Annotated in this window: 12 protein-coding genes; 6 read left to right on the top strand and 6 right to left on the bottom strand. The window is 68.8% G+C overall.

Annotated features, from left to right (window positions below):
* Positions 1-68: 68 nt before the first annotated feature.
* The 4 genes from IU459_RS01645 to IU459_RS01660 are packed head-to-tail and all read right to left on the bottom strand — an operon-like array spanning position 69 to position 6,008.
* A complete protein-coding gene (locus IU459_RS01645) occupies positions 69-3,065 on the bottom strand; it encodes an MMPL family transporter (RefSeq protein ID WP_195127615.1) in 2,997 nt (998 codons plus the stop codon).
* Positions 3,065-3,793 carry an NYN domain-containing protein gene (locus tag IU459_RS01650; RefSeq protein WP_195127616.1) on the bottom strand — a complete coding sequence of 243 codons (729 nt, stop codon included), beginning with the start codon at positions 3,791-3,793 and terminating at the stop codon, positions 3,065-3,067. Before IU459_RS01650 ends, IU459_RS01645 begins: the two co-directional genes overlap by 1 nt.
* Positions 3,790-4,602 (bottom strand): tRNA (guanosine(46)-N7)-methyltransferase TrmB, encoded by an 813-nt coding sequence (gene trmB, locus IU459_RS01655; RefSeq protein WP_195127617.1) that lies wholly within the window; start codon positions 4,600-4,602, stop codon positions 3,790-3,792. Before trmB ends, IU459_RS01650 begins: the two co-directional genes overlap by 4 nt.
* 59 nt (positions 4,603-4,661) lie before the next feature.
* On the bottom strand, positions 4,662-6,008 hold the full coding sequence (locus tag IU459_RS01660; RefSeq protein ID WP_195127618.1) for a lipase family protein: 1,347 nt from the start codon (positions 6,006-6,008) through the stop codon (positions 4,662-4,664).
* A gap of 148 nt (positions 6,009-6,156) precedes the next feature.
* Between IU459_RS01660 and IU459_RS01665 the strand changes: the two genes are divergently transcribed.
* The 4 genes from IU459_RS01665 (at position 6,157) to IU459_RS01680 (ending at position 11,816) form a co-directional block, all read left to right on the top strand.
* A complete protein-coding gene (locus tag IU459_RS01665; protein WP_195127619.1) occupies positions 6,157-6,939 on the top strand; it encodes an SDR family oxidoreductase in 783 nt (260 codons plus the stop codon).
* 64 nt (positions 6,940-7,003) lie between these two features.
* Entirely contained in the window at positions 7,004-8,137 is a 1,134-nt protein-coding gene (locus IU459_RS01670) for a hypothetical protein (RefSeq protein ID WP_195127620.1), read from the top strand.
* Positions 8,138-8,243: 106 nt separating this feature from the next.
* On the top strand, positions 8,244-9,764 hold the full coding sequence (locus IU459_RS01675) for a hypothetical protein (protein ID WP_324198697.1): 1,521 nt from the start codon (positions 8,244-8,246) through the stop codon (positions 9,762-9,764).
* A gap of 219 nt (positions 9,765-9,983) precedes the next feature.
* A complete protein-coding gene (locus IU459_RS01680; RefSeq protein ID WP_195127621.1) occupies positions 9,984-11,816 on the top strand; it encodes a phosphoenolpyruvate carboxykinase (GTP) in 1,833 nt (610 codons plus the stop codon).
* Positions 11,817-11,919: 103 nt separating this feature from the next.
* On the opposite strand, the gene IU459_RS01685 is transcribed toward IU459_RS01680, so the two are convergent.
* Positions 11,920-12,672 (bottom strand): HD domain-containing protein, encoded by a 753-nt coding sequence (locus IU459_RS01685; protein WP_195127622.1) that lies wholly within the window; start codon positions 12,670-12,672, stop codon positions 11,920-11,922.
* 115 nt (positions 12,673-12,787) lie between these two features.
* Between IU459_RS01685 and IU459_RS01690 the strand changes: the two genes are divergently transcribed.
* Both IU459_RS01690 and IU459_RS01695 read left to right on the top strand, forming a co-directional pair.
* Positions 12,788-13,738, top strand: a complete 951-nt coding sequence (locus IU459_RS01690; RefSeq protein ID WP_195127797.1) for a GlxA family transcriptional regulator — start codon at positions 12,788-12,790, stop codon at positions 13,736-13,738.
* Between the two features lie 334 nt (positions 13,739-14,072).
* Positions 14,073-14,276, top strand: coding sequence for a hypothetical protein (locus tag IU459_RS01695; protein ID WP_195127813.1), 204 nt, complete (start codon positions 14,073-14,075; stop codon positions 14,274-14,276).
* Here the strand turns inward: IU459_RS01695 and IU459_RS01700 are convergent, their stop codons facing one another.
* Positions 14,277-15,722 carry an aldehyde dehydrogenase gene (locus IU459_RS01700; RefSeq protein WP_195127623.1) on the bottom strand — a complete coding sequence of 482 codons (1,446 nt, stop codon included), beginning with the start codon at positions 15,720-15,722 and terminating at the stop codon, positions 14,277-14,279.
* Positions 15,723-15,906: the final 184 nt, after the last annotated feature.

The raw sequence follows: 15,906 nt of genomic DNA on the forward strand, positions 1-15,906 counted from the left end.
TGCGCATATCGCACGGAACTGGGCGGCTCGGCCCGGATCAGGGAAGCTGTGGCCGAGTCGGCGGCCGCTCACTCGCGTTCGCGGCGGCGCAGCAGTTCGTTCACGCTGACCGTGCGGCCCTCGCTGTCATGGTGACGCCCCTCGCTGTGCCGCACGCTCTGACGGCGCGAGGACCGGAGTTCGGCCATCCAATTCTCGATGCTGCTGCGGTTGGTGTCCGGGCCGTTGTCCGGCTCCGAAGTCGGCCCGGTCTCGGGCGCGCGATGCGCGGGACCGCCCGTCTCTCGCGAGAGCGGCCGGGGTTCGGGCGGCGTCGAGGCCTGGTGGCGAAAATCGGTGGGGTCCTGCACTCCTGAGAGATGCTGCGGCTCCGGAGGCTGGATCGGGCGCGGCGGCGGAGTGACGGACGGGACGATAGGACGCGCGCTGTGCTCTGGCAGGGCCAGAGAGGTTGGCCCGGCGTGCGATCCGCTCGGATCCCGCGGCGTGCCTGCGGACGGAGCCGATCGAGGTCCGGCGGCGTTATAGGTCGTCGCCGACATCGGCTGCGGTTGCTGATCGGCCTGGTCCGGCGGGGGCGTGAGGTGTGCAGCCTTCGGGATCTGCGCGATCCGCCGCGGCCGGATCGGATCACCCTGCCGAGCGGCGGAATTCGTCGGCGGCGTAGGACGCCTCCTGGTCGGATCGTGCGGCGCTGGCGCAGGTGCGGGCTGCGGTACAGGCGACGGCGGTGGCGTGCGGTCCAGCCGCCGCGTGGGCGCCTCGGCCTCGATCTCCGCGACAGTGCGCGGCTTGCGCCTGCGTGGCACCTTGTTGGCGGCGGTGATCGCGGGGATCTGCATGGTCACCGGGTCGGTGACCGGCGTGGTCTTGACCAGGTCGACGACGTCGCCGCCGCCGGGGCGCTCGTCGTCGAGGATGGGCTCACCGAGGCCGATCTTCTGCTGAACCTTCTTCATCCAGGCGGGGGCCCACCAGCAGTCGTCGCCGAGCAGCTTCATGGTGGCCGGCACCAGCAGCATGCGCAGAATGGTCGCGTCGATGAACAGCGCCGCGATCAGGCCGTAGGCGATGTATTGCATCATCACCAGGTCCGAGAACCCGAACGCGCCGACCACGACGAGCAGGATGAGCGCGGCCGCGGTGATGATGCGGCCGGTGTGCGCGGTGCCCGCCCGCACCGCCTCGGTGGTGGAGGCGCCCATCGTGCGCGCCTCGACCATGCGGGACAGCAGGAAGACCTCGTAGTCGGTGGACAGGCCGTAGATCACGGCGATGATCAGCACCAGCACCGGCGACATGATCGGCTGCGGTGTGAAGTTCAGCAGGCTCGCGGCGTGGCCGTCCACGAAGATCCAGGTCAGGATGCCGAGCGTGGAGCCGAGGCCGAGCGCGCTCATGAGCGCGGCCTTGATCGGCAGCACCAGCGAGCCGAAGGTGAGGAACATCAGCAGCGTGGTCACGAGCATGACCAGCGCGATCATCGCCGGCATGCGGTCGAGCAGCGCGTCGATGCTGTCCTTCTGGATCGTGGGCTGGCCGCCGACGTAGAGCTGGACATTGTCGGGCACGTCGATCGAGCGCAGGTAGTCGATGGTCGGGTCGGCGTTTTCCGAATCCTCGAGCGTCGCGCTCGTCCGATAGACGTCGGGCTGGCTGTTGGATCGGCTGGGCACATCGAATTTGCCGGTGAGTCCGGGAGCCTCGCTGGCTTGCTTCCACACCTTGCCGACCGCGTTGCTGTCTTCGGAGACCATGACCAGCTGGACCGGATCGGTCTTCTTCAGCGGGAAGACCTCGTAGAAGTTCTCCAGAGCCACGCGGGTTTTGTTGTCCGGCGGCAGGTACCGCTCGTTGATGCCGCCGAAGGCCAGGTTCTTCACCGGGATGATGAGCAGCAGCAGGCCGATGCAGATCGGGACGGCGATCTTGAGCGGGTGCTTCATCACCCACTGCGTTATCCTGCCCCAGAAGCCGTTCTCGACTTCCTCCGCGGTCTTGGTCTTGCGAAACCTCTTCAGGCCCAGCATGTCCACGCGGTGGCCGAGGACGGCGAGCATCGCGGGCAGGATGGTGATGGCGGTCAGCGCGGCCAGCGAGACCGTCGCGATGGTGCCGTAGGCCACCGATTTCAGGAAGCCCTGCGGGAACAGCAGCATGCCGCCGAGGCTGGCGATGATCATCGTCGCGGAGAACACCACGGTGCGGCCCGCCGTCATCACCGAGCGGCGGACCGCCGCGCGGGTGTCGTAGCCCTCGGCCAGTTCCTCGCGGAAACGGCTGACGATGAACAGGCCGTAGTCGATGGCGAGGCCGAGGCCGATCATCGAGACGACACCGGAGACGAACGAGTTCACCTCGGTGAACTTCGTCAGGAACATGATGATGCCGTTGGCGCCGATGACCGTGAGACCGCCGACGACCAGCGGGAGGCCCGCGGCGACCAGTCCGCCGAAGATGAAGAACAGCAGCACCGCGACCGCCGGGATGGCGAGCATCTCCATGCGCTTCTGGTCGGCGGCCATGGTGTCGTTGAGCGTGCCTGCCACCGCCTGCAAGCCGGTGACCTGGACGTCGACGCCCGGAATGTAGAAGACGTCCTTCACTTTCCGAAAGTTGCGCACCATCTCGGTGTCGTTGTCGCCGACGATGGCGATCGAGGCGAAGGTGTACTTCTTATCCTTCGAACCGAAGAGCGAAGGAGATCCCGGCCCGGTATCGGTCTGCCAGTAGGCGCCGTTGACCTTGGCGATCTGGTCCGGGTGCTCCTTGGGCAGCCGGTTGAGGCTGTCGACGATCTGCTGCCGGAACGCCGGGTCATCGATCGTCTTGCCCTCGGGCGCGGTGTAGAGCACGATCACGTCGCTGCTGTGGTCGCGCCCGAACGCCGCGTCCGAGATCCGCGCCGCCTCAGCCGATTCCGAGGTCGGGTCGTCCCATCCGCTGGAGCTGAGGTGGTGTTCCAGGCCGAAGCCGTATCCGCCCAATGCCAAGAGGGCCGCGCTGACGATCCCGATGACGGCGAAGCGCAGCCGGTAGGCCAGATCGCCCCAGCGTGTGAACACTAAGCGACTCCTTGCGCAGGGCGAGAGGTGAGCAGTGCCGACAGCGGCCGGAACGGCTGCAGCCAGGCACCCTCGTCGGGCAGCGAGTCGAGGCTCACCCGGGGCAGTGGTTCACGGAATACGCCCGGGATGTCCTCGAGGTCGATGAATTCGAGAGTATCGGATGTGACGGCCCAACTCGCGTGCTCGCGGAAGCCGAGCACTTGCACCGGTACACCCTTGGCGGCGAGTGCTTCCAGCGGTTCGCGAAACGCCTGGCCATCGGCCGACGCGACCATGATGCCTGCCAAACCGGCGCCGCGGCTGCGCAACGCGATATGCGCCAGCATGTCGGCGTCGACATCGGAGTCGTCGTCGATCTTGGGTTTGGCGAAGACCGCGTAGCCGACGTTGCGCAGCGCCTCCACCCACGGCCGCACCACGTCGGCGGTGCCCGGCGCGATGTTGGTGAAGACCGTCGCCTCGGGTTCGACGCGATGCACGCTGCCCACCGACAACTCCGCGGTTCTGGCCAGCAGCCAGCGGCCGAGGGCATCGAAACGCGGGCGGTAGGCGGCGGTCGGCCGCCCGCCCAGGATGGCGCCGAGGCCCATGTCGAGGTTCGGGGCGTCCCAGACCAGCAGGACCCGGCGCACGTCCGGCGCCGCGCCGCCAAGGCCTTCGGTTCCGCCTCCGTGCACCTCCCCCGCAACATCGACCACCTCGTGGGCCATCTCACTGACGCTCATTGGTCGATCTTCCCCCATATGAGCTCGGTGATGGCGCTACCGGCGCGATGCGCCTTGCCTTCGAATTTCGTCACGGGCCTTTCGAACCCGATCGGCGCGGTCGCGCGATGCTGGACGCTGTCTCCGCCCGTGGTCTCGTTCAACCCTCTGAGCAGCGGTTCCGCCATGCCGACCTGATGAATGTGTTCGGCGTAACCGGCGTGGTCGGTGGCGACGTGCAAGACACCGCCCGGCTTCAGGCGGCTGGCGATCAACGCGACCGTCGCGGGTTGCAACAGCCGCCGCTTGTGGTGGCGCGCCTTGGGCCACGGATCAGGAAAGAATACGCGGACGCCGGTCAGCGACTCCTCGGCAATCATGTGTTCCAGCACGTCGACCGCGTCCCCGCGCAGCAGCCGGATGTTCTCGATCCCTTCGCGCTCGATGCGCTGCACCAGCTGCGCGAGGCCGGGCTGGTATACCTCGATGCCGATCAGGTTCAGATGCGGCTCGGCCTGCGCCATGGCGGCCGTCGCGGTGCCCGTGCCGCAGCCGATCTCGATGACCAGCGGCGCCTCCCGGCCGAACCAGGCGGTGGCGTCCAGCGGCTCGTCGCCCACCTCGCGACCGATCGTCGGCCACATCCGGTCCCAGGATTGCTGCTGGGTCGCGGTCAGTGCGCCCCTGCGCGACCGGAAGCTGGTGACCCGGGGGTACAGGCGGGAGCCGGTCTTGTGCCGAGGCCCGCCTTCGGCCGAGGCCGAAACTGTGGACGGCGGGCCCGGAACTGATTCGGCAGTGTGGTTCACGGCGTCGTTCACGGCGTCCATTGTCCAGCATCCGGCGATCCGTGCGGCAGGCGGTTGTGCACGGACCGCTGAGCGGGAGGTCAGGCGGCGCGTGCGGGCGCGATCCTGGCCGCGGTCGGTTGCTGCTGGCGCAGCGGACGGCCCAGCGCGACCTTGGCCGCGGTCACCGCCATTCCCAGCAGGCCACGCACCCCGGACGGCGAGGCGGCGACCGACCACACGGTCGTGTCGCCGACGTCGCTCACCGGTTGCCCGGCGAACCGATCGGCCAGCCAGTCCAGGCTCACCGGAGTGGACAGCGGCAGCAGTGAAAGGTGCTCGCTGAGCCGGTCGCGCACGTAGGTGACCATGGCTCCGCCCCGGCGGTAACGCTCCACTTGGCCGTCCACGGCCGCCACGTGGATGACTTGATCGTGCACGGGCTGCAGCACGAGCAGCGGGCAGGCCGGCGTCGCGTTGCCGAGACGCAGATCATCGAACATCGCGGTCAGTTCCGGCGTGTCGAGTACCTCGGTGAGCGGGCGGCTGAGGAAGTCGTCCACTTTCTTGTGGGCGAGGCCCAGGACCGCGCCGACGGGTGTCGCGTTCTCCGCGTGCACGACGAACCGATGGCCCTCGGGGCTGAGTTCGTGGTCGATCAGCCTGCTCAGCGCCGGATAGAGCCTGCGGAGGGCGGCGATCACGATGGCGGGCAGGCCCGCGTAGGCGGTGCCGTTGAGCCGGTCGAAGATCTGGCGCGGGTCGCCGACCGGGGCGCCGAGCACCGCGCCGACGATGTCGAGTTCGGGGGCGTACGTCGGCGCCATCTCGACCGTCCACGAGCTGGCCATGCCGCCGCCGGAGTAGCCCCACACCGCGACCCGGGTGTCGGGGGCGAGGCCGAGCGGGGCGAAGCGCAGGGCGGCGCGGATGCCGTCCAGCGCGCGGTAGCCGGGCTCGCGCGGGGCGCCGAAGTTTCCGTGCGGCCCCTCGTGGTCGGCGATGGTGACCGCCCAGCCGCGCCGCAGCACGTTCGCGACCAGCAGCCATTCGAACTGGGTGATCGAGCCGAGCGCACGGGCTCCGTAGCGCAACGCGTACGACGGCGAACACTTCTCGGTCACCGCGTCCATCGCGGTCTGGAAAGCCAGCAGCGGTCGGTCCTCGTCCGGTTCGGCGTCCAGCGGCAGCAGGACCGTGGTGATCGCCGCCTCCGGGGCGCCGTGCAGATCAGAGCTGCGATATAACAGCTGCCAGGCGGCGACTTGCTGTGGGATGACGCCGAACAGCGCCACGTCGATCTTCCTGCTGCGCAAGATGGTCCCCGGCGGCTTGGCCGCGAAGCCTTTGGGCGGGCGGTGGAACGGGTCGATGCTCGGAAGCAAGGGCCCGTGCTCGGGGGCGGGAACAGGCTCAGGATCGACAACGCAGGTGAATTCCGCGGTCATCGCAACCTCCGCATCGTTGTGGTCGTTGCCGATTCGAGACCTAACATTGCGTTTTGATAACGGTGCTGACCTCAAAGAGAGGGTAAATGACCAACCACAGGTCTGTGAACCCCCTGTTACCAGGACTATCGGTACTAGACTCCGCGGCATGAACAGACCGACCGTGTTCATCACCGGTGCGGCAGCCGGGATCGGTCGGGCCACCGCACTCCTTTTCGCCGCGCAGGGGTATCACGTCGGGGCCTATGACCTCGACGAGGTGGGTCTGACCAGGCTCGCCGCCGACATCACCGGCAAGGGCGGCAGCGTGCGCACCGGCGTGCTGGATGTGACGAACGACACGCAGTGGGCGCAGCGGCTCGCGGAGTTCGATGCCGAGAACGGGCGGCTGGACATCTTGGTGAACAACGCGGGCATCCTGCGCGCCGGGCCGTTCGAATCCATCGATCTGTCCGCGCATCGGGCGATCGTCGAGGTCAATCTGGTCGGCGTGCTCGCGGGGACGCACAGCGCGTTCCCCTACCTACGCGCCACCCCCGGCGCCCAAGTGGTCAACCTCTGTTCGGCTTCGGCGATCTACGGTCAAGCCGAGCTCGCGAGCTACGGCGCGACCAAGGCGGCGGTCAAGAGCTTGACCGAGGCCCTCGATCTCGAGTGGGAAGCCCACGACATCCGGGTGATCGCGATCTGGCCGTTGTTCGTCGCCACCGCGATGGTCGAGGGCGTGACCACCGGGACGACGAAGTCGCTCGGTGTGCGGTTGACTGCCGATGACGTCGCCGCCGGAATCTGGGCGGCCACCCGCAAGCGCGGCCGGCTGCCGAAGGTGCACTACGAGATCGGCGCGCAGGCGAAGGTGCTGGCCACGGTCGCGAAGTACGCCCCGAACTGGGCGGTGCGGACAGCGAACAAGTTCTTCAGCGGCAGCTGAACGGTCGAGCCTGTCCGGTGCCGCGACTTCTGACAGAATTGCGCACCGAACAAGGGGGTGCAGCATGCCGACAGCCACTGAATCCGACGGGCCACTGCGCGGGCGGGGCGTTCCCTCGCCCGACCACGATCAGCTCGACAAGCTGCTCGCCGAACTGCGTTTCGGGGCGGGCCGGGACCCGCAGATCGGCTATGCCGCCGCGGCGGCGGTCAGCGCTTGGCGCAAACCGCCGCGTATCCAGGTGACCGGGCGCGCCCACGCGGGACGGACCACGGTGCTGCACGCGCTCGCGCTGCTGTCCGCGGTGGAGACCGATCCGGTGGACGAGCCCGGGGCGCACGATCCGGAACTCGACGCCGACATCGTCGTCTACGTGTTGTCCGCCGCGCCGACGCCCGCCGACCGCAGAGTCTTGGCCACCCTGCCGCCGCAGGGCACGGTCGTGGTGCTGAACAAGGCCGACGCGATCGGCTCCCGCTGGGGCGACGCGGTGGCCGCGGCCGAACAATACGGCAGGGAACTGCGGGTTCCGGTCGTTCCGGTTGTCGCGTCGCTGGCGGTGCGCACCAGGGCGGGCGCGATGACCGGCGCCGACCTGGCCCTGTTGCGCAAGCTCGCGACCGAGGCGGATCCCGCGCTGGTTTTGTCGCCGGATCTGTTCGTCGCGCCGGGGCCGGATGTCGCCGAGCGCGAGCAGTTGCTACAGCGCTGGGACCTCTACGGCGTGGTCTGCGCCTGCACCGCCCTGCGCCACGAGCCGGAACTCGCGCCGCAGGCGCTGCTGCAGATCCTGCACGCCGCCAGCGGCATCGACGCGGTGCACCGGCTGCTGCACCGCCGTTACGAGCAGGTCTCCGCGCTGCGCGGCGGTGAGCTGCTCGACGAACTGACCCGGCTGGCCGCCCGCGCGGTCCCGGAGCAGGGCGGCCGTGCTCGCGACCTGCTGGAGGCCTATCTATACGGTGACGACGCTCTCTGGCTCGGGCTCTGCGCCGGCCTGGCCCGGCCCGAGGTCGCTCACCTCGCCGCGGGCTATCCCGCTCCGGCGCCCTCGGACGCCGACGACGCGATGTCCCGTGCCGTCCGGTGGCGCGCCGTCGTCACCAGCGACATGCCCCCCGCGGCCCGCCGCGCCGCATTACGCGTGCACAACGGCTACGTCCGACTATGGGAACGGATGAGCAGTGCCGGTCTCTGAGCCCTCGGATGGACCGTCGGAAGCTGCCGATGCGGCAGGTTCGGCGCCGGGCACCGGAACCGGCCGAGCCGCCAACCCGGGCTCACCGGCCGGCGGTGGGCCCGCCGTGGAATCCGAAACCGCGCGCGCCCTCTCTTCCGAGGTCGAGGCGGTGGTGGCGCGGTGGAACCCACAGGGTTTGGCACTACTGCGTGCGGTGCACGGATCCGGCGCGGCGAGGACGGTCACGGTGATCGGTCCTGCCGACGTCAACACCACACTGCTGCGGACCGAGCTGGCCCGGTTCGAGCCGCGCATCACCTTGTCCGAGCCGATTCCCGACGCTCGGGCGGCTGTTGAGACGACTTCGCCGTCCATCAGCGCGCCGTCGGCGCTGATTCTGCTCGACGCGGGCACCACCATCGGCGCGGATCTGCTGGACATGATCGGCAGAATGCGCGCGGACGGAACGCGCGTACTGCTCGCCATGAACGGCATCCACGCCTACCAGGACTGGCGTGCGGTGCGGGCCCGGAATCTGGAACTGCTGGCCGCCCGAGGCGCAGCCGACCTGCCCATCGTGCCGGTCTCGGCACGGCTCGCCGCGGCGGCCCGCACCGCGGGCGACGCCGGGCTGCTGGATCGCTCCGGTCTCGGCGCCCTGCACGCCCAGTTGACCGCGGCGGCCTCGGGCGCCTCCGCGTCGACCGGTGACCGGTTGGCGGCGGTCACCGGCCGAGTCCTGGACGACACGCGTCAGCGAGTGATCGAGCAGGTGGCCGCGCTGCGTTCCGGCGCCGAACTGGCACGGCTGCGTGAGGAACGCGCGGTGCTGCTCGCGGGCCGTGACGGCGGCCGCGCCACCGCCATGTCCACCCTGCGCGGGCAGCTGCACCTGGCCCGAGTCGACCTGATGACCGATATCGGCGCGCGGGTTCGCACGCTGCACACCACGGCTCGCGCCGAGTTGGATCGATTGCGTCCCGCCCAGCTCCGCGGCTATCCCGACCGGCTCCAGCAGGCCGTGACCGAGCTGACCGGCGCTGTCGACCACACCATCGACCACCGCTTGGCCCAACTCGGGGACCGGATCGAGGACGCGGACCGCGCGCTGCCACCGCGACGGCGTGATCCGGCGCCGCGAGTGGGCCCGGATCCGGAGCCGAGACACCGGGGTGTCGAAGATCACCTTATGATCGCGCTCGGCGCGTCGGCCGGTGTCGGCCTCGGTCGCTTGTTGGTTGCTCCACTGTCGCTGGTCCCCGCGCTCGATGTCGCGAGCGTCCCGATCACCCTGCTACTCGGCGGTAGCGTCGCGGCCTGGGTGGTGCGTGCCCGCGGGCAGCTGGCCGATCGAGCGCACATCCGGCAATGGGTGGCCGACGCGTTGGTCAATGTGAAAGCCCAGCTCGAGCAGCGGATGGCGACTGCGCTCGTGGAAACCGAGACCGCTTTGGCCGATATCGTGGTGCAGGCAAGCACGGCGCGAATGGTGGAAACCGATCGTCGCGTCGCCGAACTGGAGGCGAAGCTGCGCCGGATGGCGGCCGAACAGCCCGGTCAGCTCGCGGCGTGCGAGCGGGATATCCGGATCCTCGACCGTTGGATCTCCCCTGTTGAAACGAGCGACCGATTGGGTACACAGTGATGAACCCGATGCCGTACGGGTCGTCACATGGCGTTAACCTCTATTCAGGAACTTGGGCGTTCCGCTGAGTCCTGATCTGCCACCCGGTGAGGGTGCGCTGACGACCGGTCGGAGCGGGCGCCTTCCCGCCAACGGTGGCGCTGGGTGCATTCGCGCTGGTCATGGGCCTCGGGCCAGGCGGCGAAGCATCGAGTGGCCGCCCATCTCAGGAGAGTTTTCATGACGTCAGCGACCATTCCTGGTCTTCGTGGATCCGACGGCAAGGCGCCGACCGAGCACAGCGAACTACTCGCCTGGGTACAAGAAATCGCCGAACTCACCCAGCCGGATCGAGTGGTGTGGGCGGACGGCTCGGACGAGGAATGGGACCGGCTGACCGAGCAGCTCGTCGCGGCGGGAACGTTCAAGCGCTTGGACGAGAAGAAGAAGCCGAACTCCTTCCTCGCCCTCTCCGACCCCTCCGACGTGGCCCGGGTGGAGTCCCGCACGTTCATCTGTTCCAAGAGCGAGGCCGACGCGGGCCCGACCAACAACTGGGTCGACCCCGCCGAGATGCGCGCCACGATGACCGAGCTGTACCGCGGATCGATGAAGGGCCGCACCATGTACGTGGTGCCGTTCTGCATGGGCCCGCTGGGCGCCGATGACCCGAAGCTGGGCGTGGAGATCACCGACTCCGAGTACGTCGTCGTGTCGATGCGCGTGATGACCCGCATGGGCGCCGCCGCGCTGGAGAAGCTGGGCGCCGACCGTCCGTTCGTGAAGGCGCTGCACTCCGTGGGCGCGCCGCTGGCCGATGGCCAGGCCGATGTGCCGTGGCCGTGCAATGACACCAAATACATCACCCACTTCCCCGAAGACCGGGAGATCTGGAGCTACGGCTCCGGCTACGGCGGCAACGCGCTGCTCGGCAAGAAGTGCTACTCGCTGCGCATCGCCTCGGCGATGGCTCACGACGAGGGCTGGCTGGCCGAGCACATGCTGATCCTCAAGCTGATCTCCCCGGAGAACAAGGCCTACTACATCGCCGCCGCGTTCCCGAGCGCCTGCGGCAAGACCAACCTCGCGATGATCCAGCCGACCGTGCCGGGCTGGCGCGCCGAGACCCTGGGCGACGACATCGCCTGGATGCGCTTCGGCAAGGACGGCCGCCTGTACGCGGTGAACCCGGAGTACGGCTTCTTCGGCGTCGCGCCGGGCACCAACCGCAGCTCCAACCCGAACGCCATGGCCACCATGGAGGCGGGCAACACGGTCTACACCAACGTCGCGATGACCGACAACGGCGACGTGTGGTGGGAGGGCTTGGAGGGCGAGCCCGATCACTTGATCGACTGGAAGGGCAACGACTGGTACCACCGGGAGACCGAGACGCTCGCCGCCCATCCGAACTCGCGCTACTGCACGCCGATGGCGCAGTGCCCGATCCTGGCCCCCGAGTGGGACGACCCGCAGGGTGTGCCGATCTCGGCGATCCTGTTCGGCGGTCGCCGCAAGACCACGGTTCCGCTGGTCACCGAGTCCTTCGACTGGCAGCACGGCGTGTTCATGGGCGCGACGCTGTCCTCCGAGCAGACCGCGGCCGCCGAGGGCAAGGTCGGCACGGTGCGCCGCGACCCGATGGCCATGCTCCCGTTCATGGGCTACCACGTCGGTGACTACCTGGGTCACTGGATCAACGTCGGCAAGAACGCCGACGCCGCCAAGCTGCCGAAGATCTTCTACGTCAACTGGTTCCGTCGCGGCGACGACGGCCGCTTCCTGTGGCCCGGCTTCGGGGAGAACTCCCGCGTGCTGGAGTGGATCATCGGCCGTATCGAGGGTTCCGCCGAGGCGGAGGCGACCGCGATCGGCAACGTGCCGACCGCCGCCCAGCTCGACCTGGACGGGCTGGACGCCGACCCCAAGGATGTCGACGAGGCGCTCGCGGTGAACGCCGACGAGTGGCGCAAAGAGATCCCGCTGATCGAAGAGTGGTTCGAGTTCGTCGGTGACAAGCTGCCTTCCGGCGTGCGCGACGAGTTCGAGGCGCTCAAGCAGCGTCTGGGCTGACACTCCATCAAAAGTAGCACCGCCCGCACCATCTGGCCGATGGTGCGGGCGTTTTGCTTGCGCGCCAAGCCTTTTCCGCTCTCGAAGGTTCGCTCGGGCGGCGCTATTCGTCGAACGGCGCCATCCGGACCATCGTCAGGAAGCCTGCGCCGTTGAGCCAGCGCACCCTGCCCTCCGGCACGGCCTTCGCCTCCGCTTCGAAAGCGGCGATCACGTGCCGTTTGAGCTCGTGGCGCGGATGCCGTCGCAGCAGGTCGGCGACCCAGTCCCGGTCCAGTTCCGCCAGCCGCGCGCCGATCACGTCCACCGATGCGCCCGCGGAGACGAAGCCGCCCGGGTCGGTGAGATCGTCGGCGACGCCGGGCGTGATGTGGGCGGCGATGGCCGCGCCGATCGCTTCGGCGCGTGCGGGGTCGGCGCCGGCTTCCCGGGCGAACGCGGCGGCCCGCTCTGCGCCGGTCACCGCGAAACACCTTCCCGGCGTGGGGTGTTCGAGCTGGAGATCGTGCAGCAGGCACGAGACGTAGACGAGTTCGTCGTCGTAGCCGGCGCCGTCGAGGTCGGCCAGGACTCGCCCGAAGTAGTAGGTGCGCAGCGAATGATGCAGCACGTGGGCGGAAAGTGATTCGCGCGCTTCGGTTTCCGCCGCCACGGCCAGCGCCGAATCGGGCAGCCGCAGACCGGCGAGGTCCAGTTTGCCGCGTCCGCGCCGACCCAGCGCGAGCCGGACCCGGTTGGGCACCGTGGCGGGCAGTGTTCGCGCGGTCTCGACGGCCAGCGTGCGGCGTTGCTCCTTGGTCAGCGAGCCACCGGTGCGGGTGGCCCATTCCCAATCGATGCCCGTCGGTGCGGCCACGGTGTTCTCCTTCGTCGTCGAAACTCGCTGCGCGCTTCAGTGAAGCGCGCATCAGAGTCCGCGACGAGTGGCGGATACGACAGTAATGCTCGGATTCATGCCAAACTGGTCCATGATGAAGAAAGTGGTCGCGCTCGCGCTGGACGGCGTCATGGCCTTCGACCTGGCCTCCGCTGTGCAGGCGTTCCGGCACGGACCGGGTAGGACCGGCGAGCCGCGCGGGTTCGAGATGCGCACCTGCGGGCTGCGCCCGGGGCCGGTGTGGACGCCCAACGGCTTCGAATTGCGGGTGGGGCACGGGCTCGAGGCGCTCGCGGAGGCCGAAATCGTGGTCGTCCCCGGGATCGGCATTCCGACACTGCCGACTCCGCGGGAGGCGCTCACCGCGCTGCGGGAGGCGGCGGAACGCGGCGCGACGCTGGTGAGCATCTGCGTCGGCGCGTTCATCCTCGCCGAGGCGGGTCTGCTGGACGGGCGGCCCGCCACGACGCACTGGGCCTATTGCGACGAGTTCGCCCAGCTGTATCCCGCGGTGAAATTGGATCCGACGGCGCTGTATGTGGACGACGGCGACGTGCTCACGTCGGCGGGCCTCTCGGCCGGCCTCGACCTGTGTCTGCACATCGTCCGCAGGGAGCTCGGCGCACATGCGGCCGCCGAGCTGGCCAGGTGGAACGTTACTCCGCCGCACCGTGAAGGCGGTCAGGCGCAATACATTCCGGAGGGGCCCGGTATTCGCGGTGGCGATGGCGGCCTCGCCGCCACGCTGGCCTGGGCGGTCGCCGAACCGGCTGCGGCAGTTGATGTTTCGGCACTTGCCGCGCACGCGCTGATGAGCGAGCGCACGTTCATCCGCCGGTTCAAGGCGGAGGTGGGCACCACGCCGCGACGCTGGCTCGACGCCCAGCGCACCGCACGTGCTCGCGAGCTACTGGAAACTACCCGTTTGCCGGTCGAAGTCGTCGCGGCCAAAGCGGGATTCGGTAGCGTCACCGCCCTGCGGGTGCACCTCCGCGCGGCGACGGGAGCCACCCCGGCTGTGTATCGCCGATCGCTGGGTCGATGATCAACGCGCTACGCCGGGATTCGCGCGAATAGCCTTGTGGCCCCGTCATATCGGACGATTAGAGTGAAAGGCTTTGGCGCGCAGTAGGTCAGCGCCGGGCGCGGGATACCGAATTCACCCGCCCCAGTAGGTTTATCAACCGGCGCAATGGGGTAAGAATCTTGTCAAGAGATCTTATGTCGTCATAGCTTATGCTGGACGTGTTGTTCGTGCTACCTATACCAGCCTGATTACTGGCGGTTAACTGATCGACTGACCTACTTCCCTATCGACAAACGACCCGCGATCCCCGCGGTGCACGGCGAGATCGAGGCGCGAGAGAGGCGGTTGGAGCATGGCCGATCTGGAAACGACGGCGTCCATTCCCCGGATGGGTGCCGAATTCGAGTTCGCGACCGCGAGCACCCCGCTGCGCCGCGCCGCGGGACGGCTGCGGTCGGTGCTGCCGCCAGGATGGCGCATCGAGATCGTCGACGCGCCGACCAGGCGGTACGGCGACCGAGCGCCCATACTCCGGGTGGTCATGCCACCGGAATGATCACCCGGTCCAGCCGAGCGGCATGAGCAGCGACTTCTGCTCGCAGAACGAGTCGAGGCCCTCCGGGCCGTTTTCCCGTCCGAGCCCGGAGGCCTTGTAGCCGCCGAACGGCGAGGTCGGGTCGAACGCGTACCAGTTGATCGCGTAGGTGCCGGTGCGCACCCGCGCCGCGATCTCGGCGCCGTGCTCGATGTCGGTGGTCCAGACCGAACCCGCGAGGCCGTAGACCGAGTCGTTGGCGATGGCCACGGCCTCGTCCTCGGTCTCGTACGGGATGACCGACAGCACGGGGCCGAATATCTCCTCCTGGGCGATGGTGGACTTGTTGTCCACGTCGGCGAAGATCGTCGGCTCGACGAACCAGCCGCGATTCAGCCCCTCCGGCCGACCGCCGCCGAGCACCAGCCGCGCGCCCTCGGCCTTGCCCTTGGCGATGTATCCCTCCACCCGGTCGCGCTGGCGTTCGGAGATCAGCGGGCCCAACTGCACGGAGGGGTCGCTCGGGTCGCCGACCTTCATCGTCCGCACATGGTCGACCAGCGCGTCGAGGATTTCGTCGTACCGGCTGCGCGGGGCGAGGATGCGCGTCTGCGCGACGCAGCCCTGTCCGCTGTTCATCAGGCCGGAGAACGCGAGCACCGGGATGCCGGCCGCGACGTCCATGTCGGGCAAGAGAATCGCCGCGGACTTGCCGCCCAGCTCGAGCGAGACGCTCTTGAGCTGCCCGGTGGCGATCGCGCCGATCTTCCTGCCGACCGCGGTGCTTCCGGTGAAGGTCAGCTTGTCCACGCCGGGGTGGGAGACCAGGTACTCGGCCGCGTCGGGCTCGGCGGGCAGCACCGAGAGCACGCCTTCGGGCAACCCGGCCTCGGTGAAGATGTCCGCGAGCATATTGGCCGTGATCGGCGTCAGCGGGGCGGGCTTGAGCACCACGGTGCAACCGGCCAGCAAGGCCGGAGCGAGCTTGTTGGCCGCGAGGAACAGCGGGACGTTCCACGCGGTGATTGCCGCGACGACGCCGCGCGGCTCCCTGGTCACCCGCGTGGTGCCGAACCCGCCGACCCGTGTTTCCCGCCAGGGGAAGGACTCGGCCAGGGCGGCGCATGCGTCCAGCACGGCGACCGCGGGGATCTGGTTGAGCGTCATTGCGATCATCTGCGGTGCGCCCACCTCGGCGGTCAGCGCGGCGAGCAGGTCTGCGGAACGCTGCTCGATCAGCCGTGCGGCGCGGGTGAGCACCGCGGCGCGTTCCTGCGGCGGTGTGGCGGGCCATGGGCCGTGGTCGAAGGCGTGCCTGGCCGCGGCGACCGCGGCATCGACGTCGGCCCGGCTCACCGCCGGAACGCTGCCCACCGGCTCGACCGTGACCGGCGAGATGACCTGGACGCGCTCGGCGGTGGCTGGCGCGGTCCAGCGGCCGCCGATGAACAAGCTGTCGTAATGCATGAGAACACGTTACAGATTTCGCTCCGATTTGTCTGTAACCTGTTCTAATTTTGCCTCCCCCGGCCACCCGCGCGCGTGTGAATTCCGACCTCTCGGTTCGCTTTTCGCCGAACGCACTATTGCGTTCTGTTGCTGGAGCGGTCATGCTGTAGCGACAGATCAGCTCGCTCCATTCACCCAACCG

It is taken from the genome of Nocardia amamiensis (assembly GCF_015477605.1).
Classification (GTDB): domain Bacteria; phylum Actinomycetota; class Actinomycetes; order Mycobacteriales; family Mycobacteriaceae; genus Nocardia; species Nocardia amamiensis_A.